Here is a 23,232-nt window from a genome sequence, read left to right on the forward strand (position 1 = left end):
GCACGTAAACCTTGTACAACATCCGTTTGGCAGTTGACCTTATACAGCCCTGTAAAAATAAATCTGTCACCTTTTCGCATGCGGCCTTGCGGATGGAGGCGCCATTCTGCCCATTTCTTATATTGCCGTATATGCAGTCGATTACCGGTCCTATGTCTCTGAGCGCAAGGGTATAGAACACCTCAAATGAGGTGTTCTATCCGGAAGTTTCGTACGTCAACGCCGGAGTACCGTTAAACGCGACCAAGGCTCTGGACGTTTGGCCTGCGTAACCAACGATATCGGCTAGTACCATCGTTTCCGCCCCCCAACTTACCGTCAACTCCCCGGACTCCATGTTTCCTTGATAGGTCTCCGTGGTGCCGTTCCTAGTAAATGTGAGGGTCTCCTTCTGCGCATATGCCGAGGTAGCTAACGCCAGAGTAAGGAGCAAAGTGGCGAATAGCGGGAGCACTAGAATCGCAACCCCCAAGAAAAATCTATTAGACATTTACCACCTATCAACTTACGGAAAAGGCGGTAAATTTATTTCTAGATTTGCGATACCTAACAAATAAACCCACCTTTTATCCTTATGCAGATTTATAAAATAAATCCGCCACCTTCCCTGGTCACCTTTTCGTATATTTCTATTCAACCAAGCCCGGATCACTGCATTCTACGGCTTGCATTTTTTCCCCAACAACAACAACGGAGCAGTGTTGAGAATATTCGCCATAATTATCTTTTTCGAAATAATTAAACCTGAAGGTTATTCCGTCTTCTTTAAACACGAAAGAGTCGAACCCAGAATACGAGTACCCCACACCCAAGTCCTTTCCATTCATTTCACACATGTCTTTTCTATCAACAACCTTCCAGTGCTTTTGCGGACTTATTAGCTCAAGCCTAAGACATGGATAAGGGGACTCCGAGTTAAACCTGGTGTATCGAAAAATAACCTCATTAATTCGCTTTACGTTCATCTCCATCGCATAGACCGAAATCTCATCGGCTGCGACCGCATCGAATATAGGATGCAGCGGGAACATTACGAGCGCCGTTAACAATTGCCTTTTTTTCATTCTATTTTTCCAGAAATTCCAATCTTTTTGCGAATCGATCATTTGGTAAATTTTCCGGCCATATAGACCGTTTTTTAATAGCCGCACTAAAACTAGCCAAATCATTATTTGCCACATGAATTTGGATCTCTGCGCGTATAGATGGCGTATAGTCACCTCGATACCTGAGATCGATGAGCATGTCTTTAATTTTGGGGTTAAGCTTCTCCCAGTCTGTACTCCCGAAAGACTCAACCACATCTCTTTTTGCGCATATCCTTTTGACATCCTCTTCCATGAATCCGTAAACGAAAAGGAAAAGATCGTGCTGCTGCTTTCTTGTAATCTGAAACTGCCTGATTTTTTCGCTTGCACCCGCCAAATAATCGCGCGCATTATTCCTCTTAAGCCCTGCCCCATTATCTAGCCAAGACAAAAGAGGCTCTGAGATCCCAACACTTTCCAAGTTAGCCTTAACATTTGGCTGATGACCTACATCATATCCTCTGCCAATCGTTACCCCAGATGCTCCTACGGGCGGCCAATGTACTATTCGACTAAAATATATTGAACCATCAATGTCATTCCCTTCGACATCAAAAGTTAATTGTCCTTTTGGTACTTTCAGCCACTTTAGGTCATTCTCATCATCTGACTTTCTAAAATTAAAAATCAATCCAGTAGACTGAAAATGCCAAACCACCCCATCCGCAGCTATTCCAGACTGTTCGGCCAACTCACTCCACCAACGCAGCTTCTGAATTCGCTTCTTCTCTTCCACCCACACAGCATTCGGGTCTGCCGGGGTGTGTTCCATTAAGGCATCCAGCTCGTCCCATTTGGTTTGGTTCCAGAGCCACTCGCTTTCGTGTTGGGTGATCAGTTGGCCGAGGGATTGGGCTTGCCAAGGTTTGCTGAGTGCGGTGCGAATTTCGTCACTGGTGAGGTGGCCGTCTAGGTTGGTGTCGATCACGTCGTAGAGGCGCTGTTTGACTGGGCCTTTGTCGCTTTGGTCGATCAGGGCTTGGTATTGGGCTTTTTCGTCGTCGGTTAAACGGCGCAGGGCGTTGAGGTAGTAGGCCAAAGCCCCTTTGGGCGGTTCTCTGTTTTCGATGAAATCGTAGCCTTGCCACTCCCAAGGGCTGTGCCGGGTGGTGAGTGGGTCTTGCTCGATGACCCAGCCGCTAATCGGCTGCTGCTCTTTGTCGCAGAGCAGGTTGTCGATGCGCCAGTAGCGCTGTGGTTGACTGTTTTTATCCGCCGGCTTGCTGGTGATCTTATGGCTGGCCGGCAGACCGTCGAGGTAACTCTGCGGGATGAGCAGATCACAGCCAACTTCAGCTCCGCTATCGCTGTGCTTGGGCGGATTGTCGGCACTAAACGCGGCCTGATGACCAATCAAACGGCTGCCCTTATGCACTTTAAGCAGGGTTTGTTCACTGACGGGCAGCTGACTTGCCCACGCTCGTGATTTGGCGACAAAAGCGGGCATGTCGTCGGTGGTGAACAGCTCAACATGCAGCAAGGGGCTCGCCGCCACTTCGTCGTGGTTTTGGTACAAGCCCAAGTGGCCGATCAGCTCACCGGTTTTGATCGGGTATGGTGTGTCGAGCACTACCACGCTGTCAAAGGCCTTGGGCTTGTTATCTCCCTCCAAGCTTTTGCGCCACACATAGCCTTGCCCTGCCGCTATAGCCGGTGTTGCTGTGCCGGAGACCAACTCAGTGAGCTTCCAGTATTTGTCGCTCGGCTCGCCTTGTGCTTTAACCAAAGCGCCATCGGGCAGTACGCCCAGAATCGCTCCGCCGTCTTTGCCTTCACGAACGTGCAAGCCTTTTATATCGGCGCTAAACGGGTCTTTGGCACTCTTCCCAATCCGGTAGCGATCGCCACCTAAATAGTCCATTTTTCCGCTGTCTACCCAGCAACCCACGGCCTGATCCGCAGCTGGCGTGCAGCTGACGACTTTGCGCCAACCGCCAGAGCGTTCGTTAGGGTCCACCTCCACCACCGTGCCGCGCGGCAGTACGCACTGCACAGGGTACGTGCGGTTGTTGCCTTTTCGCGCACGCAAACCTTGCACAACATCCGTTTGGCAGTTGACCTTATACAGCCCAGCGCCCCAGAAGGCCGGCTTAGGCAGGTCTGGCTTAGCGGTATAACCCTGCCAATCTTGCAGGTGCATATACAAACTGTAGAGCGTGATAGCCGGCGGCGTAGCTGCACCGGGCTTATTCAGCGCTGGTGCTTGTAGGCGATGACGCACCAAGACAAAACCGGTGGAAAACGGCGCTCGCTTAAAGGTCGGCACATCCCCCGCGAACTCGCTGAAGGGGTAACGCTCGTCGATGCGATAAGCCACCACCTCACCATCGGCCATGCAGCGCACGCTGCTTTGATCGAAGGCGGCTTGAGTGCCGCTATCGAAGTGAATACCGCCATGCCACAGGCCGTTATTGCCCACGGGATAAAACCCGCCCTTGGCTTTGGCCAACGCGGCCATGGCGGCAAATGGGTCGGCGTTGGTGCTACAGGGGTATACCCAGCTTTTTGCCGGCGCCAGCGGCGTGCGCTTGGCCTCGCTGGGCGCTGCACTTGGCGCATTAGTCGCTGACGGTAGGTTTTCTTGTTGAGTCATGATTCTTCCTTGAGGTTAAACGCCAACTGCCCAGTGGCCGTTCGACTTAAATTCCACAGCTCTGCGCTGCCCCTGTAATAGCAAAATCACCTAGCGCACCAGAAAACGCCAAACGCATACGCTGATCAGCTGACTCTTCGTATTCAGAAATATTCGCCCGGCTTAAAACCTCAACCCGCAACACAATGCCTTGCGTGGCATATGCAGTGTATTCATCAGCAGCCTCTTTGAGCAGCATTTCCAGCAGCCCTGCTTTTGCCAGCTGGATGTAAGCCTTGTCCTCCAACAGCACTACGCTAAAAAACTCTTGCTCAAGAGCAACTGCCTTTTCAGCCGCAATAGCGCAGATGTAATTAGGCGAATCGCCACCCAGCTCATAAGCCGCCAACGCATCCTCATAACGCAAAGGCTGCAATGAGTCGCCATGACACCCCTGCAACACAGCGACGAGCCCAAGCAAGAGCAGCTGCGCATTCCATCGTTTATCGAGCACTGCGCATTCCTTAACCCGAAAAATTCAACATCCGCTTACGCTTCTTCTGCGTACTGGCGGTGCTATTGGTCAGGCCTTGGTCGAGTAAGTTGCCCGCTTGGTCTTTATCCGCCATGCCCGGTAGCACTGGCGGTTTAATGGCGATGCCGCTGCCTTTGCCGGGGCTGCCGCCTTCGTTGAGGCGGGCGAGCGGGCCGACTAGGGTGATGCCACCGGGGTCGAGTTTGATAAAGCTGCCGCCGGCGCTGAGGGTCAGTTCGGTGCCGGCTTCGATGACCATTTTTTGCCCAGCTTTAAGATGGATTTCGCGGCCTGCTTTGGTGAGCTGGGCGCTGCCAAGCTGGATGTGTTGTTCTTGCGCGATGGTCAGGTGGTCGTCGGGTTTGACTTCGACTTTGCGGTCTTTGACTACCGTGTGGTGCTCTTCGAGGCGCAGTTCGGTGTGGCTGTTGGCCTCGACCGTGTCGTGCCGCTCGTTGCCGATGCGGATGCGTTGGTCGTGCTCGATGTTTTCGTCCCAGTCGCGCTGGGCGTGCAGGTAGATCTGCTCTTAGCCTTTTTTGTCTTCGATGCGCAGTTCGTTGTAGCCCCCGCCGCCGGGGCTGGAGAGGGTTTTGAACACGCTGCGGGTTTTGTTCGCCGGAAGGTCGTAGGGCACCAGATGCTCTTTGTGGAACAGGCAGCCAGTCACCAGCGGCTGGTCGGGGTCGCCTTCTAAAAAGGTGACTAACACTTCCATGCCGATACGCGGGATGGCGATGCCGCCGTAGCGGTCGCCGGCCCAGTTACTCGCCACGCGCAGCCAGCAGCTGGTGTGTTCGTCGGCTTGGCCTTCGCGGTCCCAGTGGAATTGCACTTTAATGCGGCCGTATTCGTCGCAGTGGATTTCTTCACCCTGCGGGCCGGTGACCACGGCCGTTTGGCTGCCAAGCACTTGCGGTTTGCGATGCACAAACGGCGGGCGGTACGGCACTTGCCACGGGGGGGGGGGTGTGACGAGGAAGTGGTTGCGGTTACTCGGCTCGGCCGCGAAGGTGCTGAACGAAATCAACTGGATGGCGAACAGCAATACACTACTCGCAAATAGCTGAGGGCTTTTCACATTAATGTCCGATGCATTCTTCGTAATCAATTGCGAAGGAAGTGTCGAACTTAAGCTCTTGTGGTTCGTCCACATCACCTGAAATGTTGAATAACTGACGCAGGGTCACGTCGTACTGCACCCATCCGATAGTGCCGGTGCCGTTTGTATCGAAAAACAACTTGGCCATCACGCTCTCGCCAGTGTCGTTGTCGATCAGCAAATTGGTTTTTTCCTTACTCACATATTTGAACGGAAAGTTACTACTTCTCACTAGTTCGGTCAGATACGCATAGCAAGAGCCTTCCTCTTGATTCTGACTCGCCGAAAATGGCTCTTCCGGGGGAAGGGGGGCGCAGGCGGCATTGCCGATAAGTGTGAGTAGAAGTAGCGCGAGATAGAACGCTTTTCTCATTTTTTGTTGGCCTCGAACTCATTCACGAAACGGGGTTTGATGTTTTCCAGATGCTTCTTGTATGTGGCCTGGATCGTGGTATCCGTCGAGTGCCAGCGTGCCCAGTTACCATTGTGTTTGTTGATGTAGAACGCTTTGTACTCCATGCCACCGAGTACCGAAGGGAAGACGATGAAGCGTTTTTTCTTATCTGTGACTTGCTTGTTTCCGCCTTGGCCGCTCATGCCCTTGTTCTCGAACGCTTCCCAAATGCCCGTCGGTGTGAAATCCGGATGTTGCGAGAAGAATGAGCTATCCCAGCCGTAGTGGGGCGGCTCACCAAAAGCTTCCATGCCACCGGTGCCGCATTTTACGTACTGGAGCGATTTGAAATGCGCGGTTTCGTCTCGATACATGCGCTCGATGATCACTGCCATGTCTTTGCCGTACTTGTCATAGATGATCCGCAGCGCGGTCTTGCCATCCTCCACGGTGTAGTCGGCGCCACTGGATACTAGGGTGTATTTCTTCAACTGGTGGATAAAGGCAATGGGATGGAAGTGGTGGACCAACGGTTTGAGTCCGACCAATTTTGCGTCGTCCCAGAAAACCAAATTGTCGATTCGCTCTTGTTCGTGTCTGAGTAATTCCTGGTTGTCTTTGAGCAGGCTATTCAGGCGCTGCCATTTCGTATCACTGGACTTCGCTTGCCATTCTGTGGGGTGCAAGGCAATCAGTTTGGACCAGCGCTCGCGTAGGGCCGGATCACGCAAGGCCGCTTTTAGCTCCTTCGAACTTACCTCACCGTTCGCATCACCGTGGCTGTCGATCTCGTTGTACAGCTCTTTAAAGAACGCTGGCATGTTGTCGCTATCTAGGAAACCGTCAGAGTTGCAGTTCTGCTCTTCGACGATGCGAAAACCATACTTCTTCAGGTCGTACTGAGAGATGACTTCCAGACCCGAGGAGGCGTTGGTCGGCTTCTTTACCAAACCTGCGATGCTCTGCCGATTTTCCAGCACGGCCACCTGATACCACTCTTGCCCGTTGCTGTCCTTGATGATCGGGCTCTTGTCCATCGGCACGACGTGCTCCCGCTTCAGCCTGTAACTATTGGCGGGTAAGGGGCTCGGCTTTGCGTTCAGAATCGAGCGGTCGGCCAGCTCAGTCCCTGCGGGTAGACGCAGCTGCTTGCGCCCTTCTTCCAACTTGGCTTGGTTTTCTAGAAAGGCCGGCAGCTGAGCATCCCCAGTAAAAATCTCGACATGCACTTGGTGCTTGCCGGTTCGCCCACCAGCGACAGTCGGTGTTTCGTACAGGCCCATGTAGCCGATCGGATCACCGGCCTTGATGGCCGTCTTTAGAGTGGCGACGAAGTCGAAGCGGTTGGGAACAACGCTCTCGCGGTTGACCATTTTTCCTTTACCCGTGTCCTCCACGCAGATCCAGAAGGTTGACGGTAGGGTGCCTTCTCCCTTTAGTCCACCTTGTCCCGGAACAAAGGTACATTCGGCCATGGGATAGTTCTTTCCGTCTTCCAGCTGAAGCCAGATCACCTTTTCGCTATCGAATTCGACAATGCTACCTGGGCATAGAACTTGGTTCGGTGCCACCTGAGGTCCGCCTTTGTCTCCTGATGGCGCGCTGCGCACTTTGACGCCGTTTAAGGTGCTGACAGTCGCACGAACCTTGCCTTGCCAGTAGCCTGGGCGGTCACGCTCTGGAGGCAGCACCTCCTGTAGACGCCGCTTGCCGGCACTGTTTTGGATCGGCTGGCCGTTTTGCAACGATGCGAACCAGACTTCGTCACCCTCCTTCTTTTCTCCGACCTTTCCCTTGGTAATACGGCCCCGCGAGAACCGATAACTGCCGTCGGTAGTTTCTCGCTCTTCGAGAATCATGAATTCCGTACCACTGGGAATGTTGCCCAGTACTTCACTGCCGAGTTCGCCCTTAGGCAGGTTTCGCGCCGGCCAGCCGCCGTTGACCACTTTGACCCGTTGCGGTTCTTTTTCCTCTTCAGCCGCATAGTGCTCGTAGGGCAACAGATGCATGTAGAGGCTATAGAAAACCAGGCTGTTTTGTTTGTCCTTGTTGGCATCAGTCGCCTTGTTCGGTGGAGAGTAGTACTCATGGCGGACTAGGCAGAATGAGCTGGAATAACGCAGGTTGGTGCACTGCGCGCTGCCAGTGTAATTCGACTCCAGATAGTCTCTGTTCAGACGATAGGCCACGACCTCGCCATCGGCGATACAACGCACGGGCTGTTGACGGACACATTGCGGTGAGCTTGCTTCGCTGAAATGCACGCCGCCATGCCAGAAACCATGGTTTCCCAGTAGGTAATGTCCGGAGGATTCTTTGCTCAGAAGGCTGAACAGCTCTTCTGCTTCGCTGTATTGCTGACCGCTGGCTTTGCGGATCGGATATTCGAAGTTGAGCGTTGGCCTGACCTTCGCCTTGGGTGGTTCAGCCGCTGGTGCTGATGCCGTAGCTGAGGGTATGGCTTGGGCCGTGGTTCGGAACTCCTGCTTTGGCCGTAGGTACTTGTTGGGCATCGGCCAGTAACCGCTCCCCGCCCCGAAGCGAGCGGATTTTGGCCCTGTTGAGGTCTGCGATCCGAAGAACACTCCCTTAATTCTAGGCTCGGCGAAAGACTCCACAACGCCTGTGTGACTCATGTCGGTCCAGAGAGCTATATCACCGGGCTGTGCGGCCTCCTGAGAAATAGACTCAAAGTGTGTTGAGTCGATATTCAGCTGTGCCGTGGAGCGGTACGGAATGCTGTACCCCGCATCCTTGAGCATTAGATGCAACAAATGTGAACAGTCGACTTCTTTGCGCCCGTCTCCATCAACATCTGCATTGCCACCGCTGCCATAACCGTATTCGTAGCTTGTATTGGGGTAATTGACGCGTTGTTCGAGTAATCCGGTACTCATGCTGGAATCCCTGAATTAAAGGCAATGAATGTTGTTAGGCTCGACGCCAGCGGCTCTTAGAGCCTCAATGGATGGCTGCAGGCCATGGACTCCCATGGCCTTTGCTTCCTGATAACAGGCAAGGGCACGCTGAGCGTCGCGCTCGACGATTTTTCCGGCTGCGTAGGCGCTGCCCAGCTCCACCAATGCAGCGGATGCCCCCAATCGGGCCGAGCTTCGGAGGGCTTCCATAGACTTTTCCGGATTCAGGCATAGGCGGGGGGCACTATATTCGCCTTCGTCGCAGTAGAAGCTGGCTAGGGTGAGGGCGGCATCGGGGTCACTGTGCGATGCGGTTTCCAGCAGTGATTGGATAAGCGTGTTGTGCAGGCGTGGTGCCTGACCTGAGAGGCTGATTCCTGCCGCGAGATAGGCGGCCTTGGCCGACCCTAGATTGGCACCATACAGATAACTGTCTAACGCCGAGGCATAGAGAGCAACGAGGGAGTTGGAGGGTGTTTCGACAGCTAGACGGTCATAAAGGTTACCCCGCTTTACAGCGACGGCCGCCGGGTCGTTGGTATTATCGGTAGGCAATTGTTGACCCAGCGACCAGTCCTCAATTTTTTTAAGCTCCCAGCAGTTTGTCCGCTCGAATAACAAAATGATTAGAAACTCTCCTTTGTTGTCACGTAGCGTTATTCGATCAGGAGAATTCACTTCTACGTTCAGTTCATTGCTCTTTTGCAGGGCGAGCAATCGCTCCACCTCGCGAGTTGGATCCGATGCTTTGTTGCTGGTGACGCTTGCTTGATCGCCCTGTACAACGACTCGTTGCAGCGTCAGTGGCTTTTGTATGTATGCCTGACGAGTCTTAGTGTTTTGTATGAATGATTTGGTGAAATCATCAAAGTGCTCAGCGGGGCAAGAAGTTGCCCAGGCGTCGTTTATCAGCCCATTGGTAAAGAAGGCTGCCGCTAGGATCGCTGGCGCTGCACGACGTAGAAGTCGGGCTCGAGTAGGAAGGGGCATGGAGCAATGTCTCGTCATTCAGAAAATAGGAAAAATGCTTGCGGTTGCTTTTCTGTCTTCAGCAGTGAATTCAGCTGCGCCTGCTCCAACACATCCCCACCGATATCACTATCCGCCATGCCCGGTAGCACTGGCGGTTTAATGGCGATGCCGCTGCCTTTGCCGGGGCTGCCGCCTTCGTTGAGGCGGGCGATTGGGCCGACTAGGGTGATGCCGCCGGGGTCGAGTTTGATAAAACTGCCGCCGGCGCTGATGGTCAGTTCGGTGCCGGCTTCGATGACCATTTTTTGCCCCGCTTTAAGGTGGATTTCGCGGCCAGCTTTGGTGAGCTGGCCGGTGCCGAGCTGGATGTGTTGTTCTTGCGCGATGGTCAGGTGGTCGTCGGGTTTGATTTCGACTTTGCGGTCTTTGACTACCGTGTGGTGTTCTTCGAGGCGCAGTTCGGTGTGGCTGTTGGCCTCCACCGTGTCGTGCCGCTCGTTGCCGATGCGGATGCGCTGGTCGTGTTCGATGTTTTCGTCCCAGTCGCGCTGGGCGTGCAGGTAGATCTGCTCTTGGCCTTTTTTGTCTTCGATGCGCAGTTCGTTGTAGCCCCCGCCGCCGGGGCTGGAGAGGGTTTTGAACACGCTGCGGGTTTTATTCGCCGGCAGGTCGTAGGGCACCAGATGTTCTTTATGGAACAGGCAGCCAGTCACCAGCGGCTGGTCTGGGTCGCCTTCTAAGAAAGTAACCAGCACCTCCATGCCGATACGCGGGATGGCGATGCCGCCGTAGCGGTCGCCGGCCCAGTTACTCGCTACGCGCAGCCAGCAGCTGGTGTGTTCGTTGGCTTGGCCTTCGCGGTCCCAGTGGAATTGCACTTTGATGCGCCCGTATTCGTCACAGTGGATTTCCTCCCCTTGCGGGCCGGTGACCACGGCCGTTTGGCTGCCGAGCACTTGTGGTTTGCGGTGCACAAACGGCGGGCGGTACGGCACTTGCCACGGGGTGACGAGGAAGTGGTTACGGTAGCCTTGTTCGAAGTCTTCAGCGCTTTCTAGGCCCTCACCCTCAAAGTTAAGGATGTCGGCGTTTTCTTCCAGCACTTGCGGTTGTTTGCCGTGATGCAGCACTTCGGTGAGTAGCCAGAGGTCATTCCACTCTTTTCGCGGGTGGTCGCTGATTTCCAGCAGGTGGCCGGTGACTAAGCGCGGCTGGTCGCTATCGCCCTGGCCTTGTTGGTAGTCGGCGCGGTGGCGTTCTTGAATGCGTTGGCTTAGGTGTTTGCCGCGCGGGCGCTCGGTGAAGGCGCCGGGGTAGTCGTAGTCTTCTAGATCCGGTTCGCGGCGTTCATCGTTTGGCGTAAAGGCCGCCTCCATGAGCAGGCGCGGTTTTTCGAAGTCGTAATCGCGCCGGGTCACGCGGCGGGTGCGGCTGGCGACGCGCACGGCAAAATGTTTGATCACCGGCTCGTCGGCGGTCATGCCGCTATCGGGTAAATACACCGTGGGCCGGCCGAGTTTGCGGAAGCTGGTTTGGTCGTCGCCAAACACCAGCACATGGCCGGCTTGGCTGTGCTCGAAGTGGTAGTGGATGCCCTCTTCTTCGCACAGGCGCTGGATAAAGTGCAGGTCGCTTTCGTCGTACTGCACGCAGTAATCGCGCTTGGGGTACACCGTGGGGCCGAGCTGGAGCTGGTAACCGCCTTGGACGATGCCGTGCTCTTCCAGCACAGTAGCGATAATGTCGGCCACGGTTAAGTGCTGAAAAATCCGCTGGTTATGGCGCAGCGCTAAGTAGCTCAGTTGCGGCTGCAAGGTGACGTGATAGCGGGTGAGCCGATGGCCCGACTCTCCCTGCGCGACCCGCTGGATCACGCCATGCACACCCTGCCCTTGCGGGGTATAGGCGAGAAAGGCACGGCGGTGCAGCAGCGACTCTAAATCCAGATCAGGCTGCTCGCTGACTAAGGTGATGTCGAAGCGGTACGGCTGATTGAGCGCTTCGCGGCCCTCGAAGGCGAGCACTTGCAGGTCGTGCTCCAGCCCGTCGATGGCGAGGGTGAAATGCGCAGTATTGGCCGGGTTGAACATGGCGTTTCCTTCCGTGGTATTTCTGGGTGGTATCCCTAAGCGCGCCGACCGAACCAACGCGTTCGCCAACGACTCGGTACAGCAATCTCTTCGCACAAGCTTTGTAGCAGCTCGGCGAGGCTGATTCGTTTAAGCGGGTCAAACTCCAGCGCTTGCGCCAGCATCGGCCAACGGACTTCTGGCCATTGCGCAGCTGGCTCGAGCACTAAGCCCGTCTGCACCGCTTGCTTGGCGCTTAAACGGCGAAACGGGTGTTGTCCGCTGGCTAGCTCATACAGCACGCAGGCCAGCGCGTAGACATCAGCAGCGGCGGTTAACTCGCCACCATCGAGCAACTCAGGCGCGGCGTAACGCGGCGTCCACGCGGCAAAGCGGCTGCGCGCCAGCCGTGGCAAGCCGGGTAAGCGGCTTTCTTCAGCTTGGCCTAAACCAAAATCGAACAAGGTGATGGCGTCATCGCCGAGCATCAGGTTGCTGGGTTTGATATCGCCATGCAGTACGCCGTGTTCGTGGGCATAGCTCAACGCTTGGCACAGCTGCTGACCGATCTCTTGCACCTGCAGCCACGGCAAGCCTTGCTGATTACTCAACAATTGGTCGAGGGTAATCCCCTTAAGTAGATCCAAAACGATAAACGCGCGACCACAGTCGGCATCCACTTCGAAGCTGTGCAGGCGCACGATATTGGGGTGGCGTAAGCGGGCGGTTAAAGCAAACTCGCTGTACAGCAAGGCATTGGCGTCTGGGTATTCACAAAAATCCTCGCTGAGCACCTTTACCGCCACCACAGGATCGGGGTCGCCAAACTGTTCGCGCAACAAGTCACGACAGCGGTACACCGCCCCCATGCCGCCGACGCCAAGCAGGCGCTCGATTTTATAACGCCCGCACAACACCTCCGGCAGCGCATTGCCCGCCAACTGCTTTTGCCGCGCTTGCAACGAACCGGAGCGGGCATTGGCGGCAAACTCGGCAAAAGCATCGTCACGCTCGGGCGCATCGATGGCGGCGATGCGTAAGTCTTCCAGCGCTGCACTCATGGGCGACCTCCGTAGTGCAGCACCACGGCGCTCAAATTGTCGCGCGCGGGGCCGCTGAGCACCTGTGCGAACAGGCGCTCCAACGCTTGTTCAGGGTTGGGCGAGGCCAGCGCATGACATAACTGACTGGGGCTTAAGTATTGATACAAACCATCACTGCACAGCAGGTACGCATCCCCCGGCAGGGCTTCTAACTCAAGCATCTCCAGCTTCAGCTCGCTGGCCGCACCGATGGCTTGAGTCAGTGCTTGCGCCTGCGGATGTTTAGCCGCGGTTGTAGCATCCACTTGCTGCTGCTCGATCAGCTCGCGCGCCAAGCAATGGTCACGGCTGAGTTGATACAACTGGCGGTTACGCAGCAAATAACACCGACTATCCCCCGCCCACAAACAGCTGAGTTGCTGCCCGTCGGCCAACAGGGCGACGACGGTGCTGCCCATCACAGGGTCGAGACTGCGGTCGGCCAATAGGGTCAGCTCGTCACTAAAGCGACGATTTAACCAATGCAAACATTGCTGCGCATGGCGGGTACGTTCGGCCAAGCTCAAGTCCGCATAGGGTAGCTCCGTCAAGCTTTCGGCAATCAAACGGCTGGCCAACGCGCCGTCGCGATGGCCACCCATACCGTCGGCCACCAGCCACAAGCCGCGCTCGGCCAAGTTGACGAAGCTGTCTTCGTTACGCGCCCGCACCTTGCCGATGTCGCTGCGCGCGGCACTACGCCAGCGCGCGGCAACAGGTTGCAGCATGCCCATCAGAGCTGCGCCGGCAGTTGGAATTGACGCAACTGCGCCAAGTCAAACGGGTTTGGCGAGCGCTGGCTGTGCAGCAGGTAGTTAGCGCGCAGGCCGCCCAAATCGGCCTTGACCATCAACACATCGCGGCCGCTAAAGTGGTCGACATTCAGCGTGTCGAGCAAGCGGAACAGCGACCACACGCCGTTGTTTTGCTCTTGCGCCACGCGGCGACCGCTTAAGTCTTCCAACGTTAGGCTGACGCGCGCTTCACCGGCCTGCGCAGGCCAGCGGAAGGCGTGCTGCACAATCGGCCCGTGGCGGTATTCCAGCTGCTGATCGGCCATGCGGAAGTCGGCGCGGCCCACGGTGGGGTCGAGCGAATACGGCTCGAGCTTGAACAGAATCTGCGGCTCGGTGGGGTTCTCGGCAAAGAAGCTACGCTGAATCACCTGCGTGCGGTTGAGCTGGGCGAGGAAATCGCGCGATACCGGCAGCACCATGTCATCCACACGGCGCAGCTTGTAGCGGCCGTGGTCGAGGCTGACGAAGGCTTTCAGGTAGTCCTCATAGAAGCGCTGGGCTACGCCCTGCTCTTTGAAGAACTCGCGGAAATCCGCCAGCGCCACTTCGCTGTCGCTGTGCGCGGCAAACGGATAGCGCTTATCCAACGCGCTGGCGTAGAAGCTGTACAACTCATCTTGATAGCGACGATTGAGGTAGCCGTAGGACTGCTTGAGCAGCAGGTTCCAGCTTTCCCGCGCGGTGAGGCTAAACCAGTTGCCCACCGGCTGCGGCAAGCGCCCCGCGTTATAGCGCAGTTGGCCAATAGCACCGCTCTGCCCGCGCATGCGCGCTTTGGCCAGATCGAAGGCGGTTTGCCCCGGATTGCTGGCGTGCGCCACGCTAAACAACAGCTGTTGCAGGCTGTTCAGCGACTGCATGGCCTGCGCCAGATCGGCGGTGGGGCCGGCGTTGTCGTCCAGCAACTGGTGCAGCGGGGCGAAGCGCTGCTCGACACTCTGGCGCGCCGTGGCGGGCAAATCGGCCAGCGACTTCTGCGCTTTCTTCGCTGCTTGCGCGGCCAGCTTGCCGAGCTTTTTGTTTTTCGCCAGTTGGCCGGCGGCGTCTAGGTCGGCCTCACCAGCGGCATCGGTTAAACCTTTGAACTGGGTGTGCTCACGCACCAACTTAAGCGCAGCCAGAATCGGCGAATCAGCAGCAGTCAGCTGTGACAGCAAGGTCGCGCCCTGCTCGGCTTCGAGCACTGGCAGCAATTCAAGGCGATTAACCGCATCGCTCCAATGACTGGCGTAATCGCGGAAGTACAGCGCCTCGACCTCGGCCATTAAGCGGCGCATGTCCATCACGCTGAGTTCTTTGTCATCACCCAGCACCCAGTTGTCGCGCAGAATGTCGCGCAGCAGCTGGCCGCCTTGGCTGATAAACACCTGCTTGTAACCGCGTTGGGTGTACAGGCCCGGAATGCGGTAATCGCCACCGCGAAAGCCCGTGGCCACTTGGTCGAAGCTCAGCGGCGCCATCTCTTTAGAACGCGCGCGCAGTTCGCGGTACACCACGTTAGCCAGCGACTCGCTGCGCAAAATGGCGCGGGCCTCGGCCACTAGGGCGTTATCCAACGGATACGGCGCAAACGATTCACTCAGCAAACGCTCGAAGTGGCCATTCAAGCCGCTCTGCACAGCGTTATCGCCGGGGTAGCGCTGCGACCAATCGGCGGCCAACCATTCCTTAAGGAAGTCGGCATCCAGACGCTCGTGCATGTTGAGCATCAAGTAAGCACGCAGGCTGTTGAGCAAGGTTTCGCGGTCTTGGCGATTGGCACGCACTTGGCCTTCCAGCTGCGCAGCCACTTGCGGCAGCAGTTGGCTGGCGAGCACGTGGCGATAGTGCTGGTGCAGCTCAGGGTTTACTTGCTCGCCTTGATACAGACCGGCGCGACGCCACAGGGCTTCATCGGCGCTACGGGGGAACTCCAGACTTGCCGCGTAGGCTTTGTCCAGCAACGGCAGACGCGCTTCGGCGTCCTCCAGCCCTTGCTGCGCGCCCAGCATGTCGCGCAGCTCCAGCCAATACGCCTCAAGGTTTTGCAGGCGGGTGTGGTTCTGGTTAAAGCCCAGCGCCCACAGCGCAGCCATGGCGCTCACACCAACAATCGCCGCCGCATACAGGGCGCGCTGGCCCCAGCTGATGCGGTTCACTTCGCGCTTATCCAGCGTGGCTAAATCGGCCTCGGGGAAGATCACTTCGGTGAGCAGCTGCTTAATAAAGCGCGCGCGGCCGCTTTGGTAGGTGGGCAGCAAACCCCGGTCGAGGCCCAAGTTGCGGCCGATGCTGGCGGTTTGTGCGTCCATGCCGCTGGCCACGCTCGGCGCACTGGTTAAGTAGAAGCCGCGCAGCTTACTGGCCCGCTGGTAACGGTTGCCTGAGAACGCCAGCTCGACAAACAAGCACAGCGGCTCGCCCAATTGGCCAAGCTGATGCGGGAAGTCGAGAATGCGCCCACGGCGCTGCTGATCGCGCTCTTGGTGCACGCGCATGATCACTTGGCTGTTTAGGCGGCGCAGCAGCTCTTCAAACTCTTGGCGCACGGTTTGCGCATCGGCGCCGTTTTGCTCAACACGGAAACTCGTCCCCAGCACTTGGTCACTTTCTTCGCGCGACAGCTGATCGAAGAACTCATCAAAACCGCTCAACTGATCGCTTTTGCTCAGCACCAGATACACCGGCACTTCGGCCCCCAAGCGCTCGTGCACTTCGTGTAGACGCTGACGGGTCTGGCGAGCGAGATTTTCCAACGCCAACTCACTGTGGCTGAGCAGGCTCTCCACCGGCAGCACCACCAGCACGCCATTCAGCGGCCGCGCGCGGCGCTTGCGCAGCAGGCCCAGCAGGCCCTGCCAGGCGGATTTATCCACCGCACTTTCTTCATGCGACAGATATCGGCCGGCGGTATCGAGCAACACGCCATGATCAGCAAAGTACCAATCGCAATAGCGGGTGCCGCCGATGTCGCGGGTGAGCTTCTGTTGCTCACGATTCAGCGGGAACTCCACGCCAGAGAAATCCAGCAGCGAGGTCTTACCCGCGCCTTGCGGGCCGATCAGCAAGTACCACGGCAGGTCGTTGCGCCAGCGCTCGCTGCGGCCGCGATACAGGCTCGAGCGGCGAATGGTGCGCAGTGCGTCTTTAAAGCGGCGTTGCAGTTCGCCCTGCTCTTCGTCGATCACCTCTTGCTGCAACTGTTGCTGCTGCACGGCTTCGTCGCTGGCCTCGGCCTGCTGACGACGATTAGCGCGCCAGTGGCTAAACACCAGCCCCAAGCCCCAGCACAGCATCAGCACGCTGATGGTCACTAAGCGGCTCACCGCAGGCTCCCAGAACTTCACCTCGGCCACGGCGAAATACGGCCCGGCGAACCACACCAAGAGACTCAGTGCCAACACCAAGCACAGGCTCCACACCCAGGTTTTGGCGAAAAAGCCCGCCAACTTACCGAAGAAATCCTTCATCACTGTCGTCCCTGTTTACTTCACGGGCGCTTCAGGCGCCGCTTCCAGCGTTTGGTACTGCTCGAGTACCGCCGCACGTTCTTGACTCAACACCCACGAGAAACCGCCATAAATGGCCGCCATGCTCGCGGCGCTGAGCAGCAACACCAGCCACCACGGCACGATGCGCAGCAAGCGACGACGCACATCACGCAAGCCCTGCCAATGCGGTGACAGCTCACGCGGGGTATCACCGCGCAGCATGCGAATCTGCCGATACAGGCTGTCGCGGATGCCCTCTAGCTCAAGCATGCCGCGACTGAGCACGCGGTATTTACCTTCAAAACCCAAGCTCAGGCACAGGTACATCAGCTCGAGCATCGGCAAATGTTTCACTGGGTTGCGGCTTAGGCGTTCGAGCAGCTGAAAGAATTTCTCACCGCCGAAGGTTTCGTTATGAAAGTGGCTGAGCAGGCTCATCTGCGACCACTCGCTCTCGTTACCCCAGGCCGTGGTAACCACCGCCTCGTCAAGCACGGTGCACAGCACATAGCGCGCGGCCATCACTTGGCTGTTTTCCACGCCATCATGCAGGGCGCTGTGTTCGAACAGTTTCATTTCGCCGGCCAGCTGCTCTTGCAGCGCGCTAAGCTGCTCGGGCTCATCGCTGTGCTTTAAGCGCACCACTTCCGAAAGCAGGCGCGCGGCGGCGGCCACCAGCGGGTTGATGCTGATATTGAAGCTTTCTGCAGGGCGCAGGCGGGCGGCGTAGATCATCCGCTCTTCGAGCTGCTCAAACTTGGGCGCGCTGTTGAAGTCGGTCAGCGGGCTTTCTTTGCCAGCCTCGGCCTGACGGTTGAGGATGACGGTTTTGTCATCCGCGTAGTCCATTTCCTTGAACATACTCAGTTCCTAATCGCCCAGAATTTCAGTTCAAGCCCGGGGAAGTCCCCAGACACATGAAAGGCAAAGCCGCCGCTGCGCTCCAGCTGCGCCAGCTCTTGCGAGCTGATCTCCAGCGCAAAGTAAGTTTTGTCCGAGTGGAACGGGATCTGCCGCGGCGCGACCGGCATCGGTTTGACCTTAAAGCCCGGCAAATGCAGGTTGACCAGCTGGCGGATGCGCTCCACGGGGCCGACCTTGAGCTGCGCGGGCAGGCGGTTGCGTAGGGTTTCTGGGTCGCAATCGGCGCTGGCGGCGAGCACAAACGACGAGGTGCCGAGCAGCTTGTGGTCGTGCAGCGGCGACACTTGAATGCCGTACTGGCGCTGCTGCAACAGCAGCTCGATGGCGTGTTGTTCGAGCACCATCGACAGCACTTGGCGAATGGCGTCCATCAGCTTGCGGAAGCTCACGCCTTGGTCGCTGTGCACATAGCTGCTTTCTAGGCGCGGGCGTTTGCTCTCGCTGGCGAAGGTAGCCAGCTCGCCCAGCAGGCCGAGCAGCTCGCGGTAGATTTTCTCGGGGTGCAGTTGCGGCAGGCTGAGGTAATGGCGCAACACCGGCTCGCTGCGGTTGATCAGCTGCAGCATCATAAAGTCGCCCACTTCGGCGCCGCCGACCTTGCCGGTACTACGGATGCGTTCGGCCAGAATGTCGCCACGGTGGGCGAGCATGCTGATCACTTCTTTCAGGCACGACAGCAAGTAGGTGGACTGCTGAAAGTGCACAAAGGTGGGAATAAATTCGTAGTCGAGGGTGATCACCCCGTCCGGCGAGGTATCCAACACATCGCACAGCGCCAGCTTGACGTAGGCCTCGTCGTTTTGCTGCTCGCCGAGCAGCAGCTTGAACTCGGGCCGCGCGCAACTGACTTGGCTGCTGCTGTTTTCGCCGGCGTTGGAGTCCACCACATCGGCGGCAATCGCCAAGTAGCGCGCCAGCACATCTTGCTGCTCGCCACGGCGGCTTTCGATATGGTTGCCGGTGACCAGCGGCAAGCCCAAATACACCCGCGTACTGCCGCTGTTAGGCGCGATATCCAGCGCCAGCGGCTCTCGCTCGCTGCCCAGCTCGAACAAGGTGCCATCGGGCATGATGCCGCTGGCCTTGCTGACCACCAGTTTGCCCATGTTTAAAAACTGGCGATCGATCTCCAGCTCAAAAAAACCCCAGCCGTACACTTCTAGCCGCTGGGTGCGGGTTTTCAGTTGGTAATCGTAATAACGGTCGTTCTGCTGGAAGTGCTGCGGGCGCAGCAGCATGCCTTCTTGCCAGACCACTTTGTGCATCAACATGGTGTGCTCCTCAGTCGTCTTGCGCGGCGTTATCGGCCGGATTGCTTAAGCCCAAATCACCGACAGCCAAGGTGACACGGTTAATCGCCTCCGGCTCGAGCTTGATCACGTAATGCCAGCGGCTTTCCGGCAAGTCGCGGTAGGCGGCCAACACGCCGACATAGCGGCTGTCGGGTTTCACCGACAGTTGCAGTTGCTGCTGCTCGCCGGGGCGCAGCGACAGTTCCTCTTCGGCGACGAGATCCTGTGCCAATACATCTTTGCTACGTTGGTAGAGGGCGAAGAAGTCGCTGTTCTCAAACGCCACCGGACGTTTGAGCTCATACAAGCGGACCACGATCGGCGATGGCCGGCCGTTAAGGTCAGGGTTTAGGTGGTCGCTGCCTTGCAGCTCCAGCGCCAGCTTGGTGGTGCTGGAATACGGCGATAGGCTAGCGCAGGCCGCCAACAGGCCGCACGCCAGCAGCACCAGCGCGCTGCGCAGGTGAGTCATAACAATCATGGAAGCTCCTTACACGTCCGTTTGTAGGGTGGCGATTAGCCGCGTTTGTTCTTCGTAAGCACGAGCAAATTCGCGCGCAAATTGATGCTCGCCCCAACTGCCGTCGTCCTTTTGATGACTGTGCCAGCGCTGATAGGCGCGCCAACGGCTGCCTGCGGTGGCCAATAGCGGCTTACGCTCGCGCTCGAAACGCAGCGCTAATTGCTCGGGGGCGAATTGCTCGTGCATGGCGCTGACTGCCGCGCGACTGCCAGCCAACATGGCCACCTGATGCGCCTGTAAATCGCGGAAGGCGCGACCAATCGCCTGCCCCGCCGGCATCTGCCCTTGCTTGCCGGCCAGTAACGCCGCGACTGCTTCTTCAGTGGTGTGCTGGTTTTTCAGCGGGTTATTGCCGCTGCTGGCCACGGTGGTTTGCGCTAAACGCAGCTCGTTTTTCAGCTCGGCGCGGGTACGCAACCCTTGCTGCAAGCCGCCCACGCACTGCTTGAGTAACTGTGCCGCGCGCAATGCCAAGGCTTCGCGCTGCTCGGCCGGCAGATTGGCTAAATCGATACCCAACTCGGCACTCAAACGCTGCCAAAAGCCTTCGCTGACCGGCGCCACCTCTGGCGTAGGCAGGGGCTTGGGCTGCGGTGCCGGGGCCTCGGGCACCAGCTCGGGCACAGTAAGGCTTTCCATATCGATACGCGCATAGTCGCCGCGCTGGTCATCACTGAGCGGGGCGCCCAAATCGCTTAGGTAATCGCTTTCGGCATACAAGCGCTCTTGCTGATCCAACGCGCTGAGCGGGTCGAGGCCGAGAAACGCGTCATCGGGGATGATCTGCCCCGCAGGCTGCGGACGGCCCACTTGGCCCTCAAACTGCGCGGGGTCTTGCACCAAACGGGCACGAATCTCGAACTCCCCGAGGCAAAACACGCTGCCGTGCTCAATGCGGTGCGCATCACCTTTGCGTAGCCGCGCGCCGCTGTCCTTAAGCCTGACGCCGTTGGTGCTGGTATCGGTGAGGTAAAAGCTGCCGTCGCGGTAGCTCACCTGCGCATGATGCCCCGACAAATGCCGTTTGCGATCAGGGATTACCCAGTCGCAGTCATCATTACGACCGATCAGGCCACCAGCCTGTTTAAAGGTACGACTGGTCAACAAACCCGGCACAAACTGCTGCGCGCTGACCATCTCAAAAACCAGTTCCATGGCGCTATAACTCCTTAAACACCGCGATTAACGGCGGTGGGTTCACCCAAAGGGCGGTATTCGTCGTCGCTGTATTTGTAGTTGCCGGTGCAGGCAGTGAGGGCAAACAGTGCACACAACATGAGTGCTGTTTTGGTGAGTCCCTGCATGGTGTTACTCCTTGGTACCAAATTAAGTTCGAATAAGGGTTATGCCGTGGCTGCTGAGTTCGGCGCGCTAACGGGGGTCTGCGCCAATTGCGCGGCCTGTTGCACAGGCTGCAGGGCAAGCCAATCCGCCAATAAGGTGCTGAGCTGCGGGTGATTAACGTGTTCGCCAAAGACATCCGCCATGCTCAAGCGGCGCTCGGCTTGAGTCAGCAGACGCTTTTGCAGCGCGGTGATACGCGAGCGCTGCTGGCTGACCATGGCCTCACCGGCTTGCTTGCCGCGGCCGTAAAAATCCAACAACTCGATTTCCGTTTTGCCGTAAAAACGCACGTCATTACGCACCGCGCGCTTAAAGGCTACGTAGGAGGGGAATTGCCAATCGCGCAGCTGCTGGTCTAACGGGCTAAGCCACTGCTGGAGATCGTTGGCTTCAGCGGCGGTAAACAGCTGCCCTTCGCGCTGCTGCACAGCGGCTAACCAACGCACTAAGGTGGTCAAAGCGCTACGGCTGTAGCCGCCATCACTGGAGTGCTGTTTAGCAGAGAAAATCTGCGCCAAAAACGACTTGCGCGCAGGCATGTCACTCAACTGATCCGCTTGTGCGGCATAACGTGCGCACGTTTGCTCGCTGATGGCCTCACACCCCGGTTGCCATAACACCGCAACCTCACTGCCGCCATTGGCTTTACGCGGAATAAAGTGGCGCTGCTCGCCATGATGCTGGTAGTCATCGCCGTGCAAGTTCACTAAGCCACCGATCAACAACCCTACCCCCGGCGCGCTCGCATCCGCCGCATAGGCCACCGTACCAAGCAAGACCAAGCGCCATTCGGCGTCCATCCACGTCGTCGGCACGCTAGGCACTGGGTCGTTATGGTTCACCAAGCGGTGATGTACCAGCCCTTTAGCCGCAGCCACAAAAGCCTCATCGCCGGCACGTGGTGCGCCATAGGTGTACAAGCGCGTTTCACTCGACCAGTCACGCCGCAGCCACTCAGCCAGTAACAAAGCAATCGCGCCACCTAAGCTATGGCCGCAGACAATGATGGTTTGGTTGCTATAAAAAGCATCAAGATAGGCAGTCGCAAATTTTTTAAGCGCCAAAAAAGCCCCATAAAAACCACGATGCGCTTGCCCTTCACCCTCGGCGTAAGCTACTTGGCGTGCATCCGCATCACGCAAGATATCCCACTCTTCTTTTGTGCCTCGAACAGAAATTAAAATGATATCTGGGCTATGGGTAATAAATGCTTGCGTGTCGGTGTCTTCATCATGCAAGAAATGTACTTTTTCCGGATTATCCCAGCCCGCAGCGGCCTCGGCTTGATAACGCTCAGGATCATAAGGCATCACCTCCAACCGCTTTGAATACGGCACTTCCTCCCACAACAGGTTGTAACGTGCCGTTTCAAATTGACTCGACTTAATCAAATAAGGCAGCTGCTCACGAAGAACATTACCAATACTACCCGGCTGCAAATATGGCGGCGGAGCGGACTGATACTCGCCATCAATCTCTTTACTAAAAGGCGCATAGACAAAAGCACTCATTACTGCCAATTGATAGGCATTTAATGCGGTAAATTCTGCGCCGCGCGAAAGCATTGGGCTTAACGCCCGCAATGCTTTCACCTCCAGCACATGGTGCTGATTAGGCTTTAACGCAACACCTACCAGCTGCGCTGCTGCACCGCTATTGGCTTTGAGCAAAGCCGAAGGCTTTGGCCTCCATGAGTTATCTGCATCGGGCAAGTGCGCTTTCGCAGTGACAAAGTCACTGACCTCAACGCGAAAGAAAATGGCTTGCTCACGCTCAGCACGGTTTTTCGCCAAATAGGTTTCACCGTTTGGCTTGCGTGGCCCGCTAGCTTCTTTTTCTGCGGCAACTTGCAACTGAGTGATAGGTAATGCAAATAAAGGCCGACGCTGCAGGCCCATATAAAGCTGATCGCCAGACTTATCCATATCTGAAAAAGACAACACAACTGGCCCGCATGTAATGCCTTCGATACGAGCATAACCTTCGCTGTCTAGCTTGCCTGCATGAGTACATCCTGCGCTGTCGTGCAGCTCGTAACTCAACCCTGAATAGGCAGAGCCAACTCCATGCTCATCAAGCAATCTAATGCTGACCCAGCAACCTGTCAGTGGGCAACTTATAATTTTCTCTTCCATGAAAGCCCCCAA

General features: G+C 57.0%; 16 protein-coding genes and 1 pseudogene. All 17 read right to left on the reverse strand.

Going from position 1 to position 23,232, the window contains the following annotated elements; all coding sequences use genetic code 11:
- Positions 1–629: 629 nt before the first annotated feature.
- The 17 genes and pseudogenes from MKI83_RS14215 to MKI83_RS14295 all read right to left on the reverse strand — a co-directional run bounded on the left by MKI83_RS14215 (position 630) and on the right by MKI83_RS14295 (position 23,220).
- Entirely contained in the window at positions 630–1,106 is a 477-nt protein-coding gene (locus MKI83_RS14215; RefSeq protein WP_241587652.1) for a hypothetical protein, read from the reverse strand.
- Positions 1,066–3,423: a DUF8812 domain-containing protein gene (locus MKI83_RS14220; protein ID WP_241587654.1), complete on the reverse strand. Its 2,358-nt coding sequence runs from the start codon at positions 3,421–3,423 to the stop codon at positions 1,066–1,068. Before MKI83_RS14220 ends, MKI83_RS14215 begins: the two co-directional genes overlap by 41 nt.
- A gap of 304 nt (positions 3,424–3,727) precedes the next feature.
- Positions 3,728–4,096: a hypothetical protein gene (locus MKI83_RS14225; RefSeq protein WP_241587656.1), complete on the reverse strand. Its 369-nt coding sequence runs from the start codon at positions 4,094–4,096 to the stop codon at positions 3,728–3,730.
- A gap of 88 nt (positions 4,097–4,184) precedes the next feature.
- Positions 4,185–5,186 (reverse strand): annotated as a pseudogene (gene tssI / locus MKI83_RS14230) (type VI secretion system tip protein TssI/VgrG); the annotation flags it as partial.
- Between the two features lie 91 nt (positions 5,187–5,277).
- Complete coding sequence (locus MKI83_RS14235) at positions 5,278–5,670, reverse strand: hypothetical protein (RefSeq protein WP_241587659.1); 393 nt, start codon at positions 5,668–5,670, stop codon at positions 5,278–5,280.
- Positions 5,667–8,591, reverse strand: coding sequence for an NlpC/P60 family protein (locus MKI83_RS14240; RefSeq protein WP_241587662.1), 2,925 nt, complete (start codon positions 8,589–8,591; stop codon positions 5,667–5,669). The genes MKI83_RS14235 and MKI83_RS14240 overlap by 4 nt, the downstream gene beginning before the upstream one ends.
- 15 nt (positions 8,592–8,606) lie before the next feature.
- Positions 8,607–9,602: an SEL1-like repeat protein gene (locus tag MKI83_RS14245; RefSeq protein ID WP_241587665.1), complete on the reverse strand. Its 996-nt coding sequence runs from the start codon at positions 9,600–9,602 to the stop codon at positions 8,607–8,609.
- A gap of 14 nt (positions 9,603–9,616) precedes the next feature.
- Positions 9,617–11,674, reverse strand: a complete 2,058-nt coding sequence (locus MKI83_RS14250; protein WP_241587668.1) for a type VI secretion system Vgr family protein — start codon at positions 11,672–11,674, stop codon at positions 9,617–9,619.
- 35 nt (positions 11,675–11,709) lie between these two features.
- A complete protein-coding gene (locus tag MKI83_RS14255; protein WP_241587670.1) occupies positions 11,710–12,714 on the reverse strand; it encodes a serine/threonine-protein kinase in 1,005 nt (334 codons plus the stop codon).
- Positions 12,711–13,463 carry a PP2C family protein-serine/threonine phosphatase gene (locus MKI83_RS14260; RefSeq protein WP_241587672.1) on the reverse strand — a complete coding sequence of 251 codons (753 nt, stop codon included), beginning with the start codon at positions 13,461–13,463 and terminating at the stop codon, positions 12,711–12,713. The genes MKI83_RS14255 and MKI83_RS14260 overlap by 4 nt, the downstream gene beginning before the upstream one ends.
- A 5-nt stretch (positions 13,464–13,468) precedes the next feature.
- Positions 13,469–16,981, reverse strand: a complete 3,513-nt coding sequence (gene tssM, locus MKI83_RS14265; protein WP_241587675.1) for a type VI secretion system membrane subunit TssM — start codon at positions 16,979–16,981, stop codon at positions 13,469–13,471.
- A gap of 15 nt (positions 16,982–16,996) precedes the next feature.
- On the reverse strand, positions 16,997–17,863 hold the full coding sequence (icmH, locus tag MKI83_RS14270) for a type IVB secretion system protein IcmH/DotU (RefSeq protein ID WP_241587677.1): 867 nt from the start codon (positions 17,861–17,863) through the stop codon (positions 16,997–16,999).
- Between the two features lie 2 nt (positions 17,864–17,865).
- Complete coding sequence (tssK, locus tag MKI83_RS14275; protein WP_241587679.1) at positions 17,866–19,197, reverse strand: type VI secretion system baseplate subunit TssK; 1,332 nt, start codon at positions 19,195–19,197, stop codon at positions 17,866–17,868.
- Positions 19,198–19,207: 10 nt separating this feature from the next.
- Entirely contained in the window at positions 19,208–19,690 is a 483-nt protein-coding gene (gene tssJ / locus MKI83_RS14280; RefSeq protein WP_241588003.1) for a type VI secretion system lipoprotein TssJ, read from the reverse strand.
- Positions 19,691–19,708: 18 nt separating this feature from the next.
- Positions 19,709–20,896: a type VI secretion system-associated FHA domain protein TagH gene (gene tagH, locus MKI83_RS14285; RefSeq protein ID WP_241587681.1), complete on the reverse strand. Its 1,188-nt coding sequence runs from the start codon at positions 20,894–20,896 to the stop codon at positions 19,709–19,711.
- 14 nt (positions 20,897–20,910) lie between these two features.
- Positions 20,911–21,045, reverse strand: a complete 135-nt coding sequence (locus tag MKI83_RS14290) for a type VI secretion protein (RefSeq protein WP_071871070.1) — start codon at positions 21,043–21,045, stop codon at positions 20,911–20,913.
- A gap of 39 nt (positions 21,046–21,084) precedes the next feature.
- Complete coding sequence (locus MKI83_RS14295; protein ID WP_241587684.1) at positions 21,085–23,220, reverse strand: lipase family protein; 2,136 nt, start codon at positions 23,218–23,220, stop codon at positions 21,085–21,087.
- Between the last annotated feature and the right edge of the window lie 12 nt (positions 23,221–23,232).

It is taken from the genome of Atopomonas sediminilitoris (assembly GCF_022601735.1).
GTDB lineage: Bacteria > Pseudomonadota > Gammaproteobacteria > Pseudomonadales > Pseudomonadaceae > Atopomonas > Atopomonas sediminilitoris.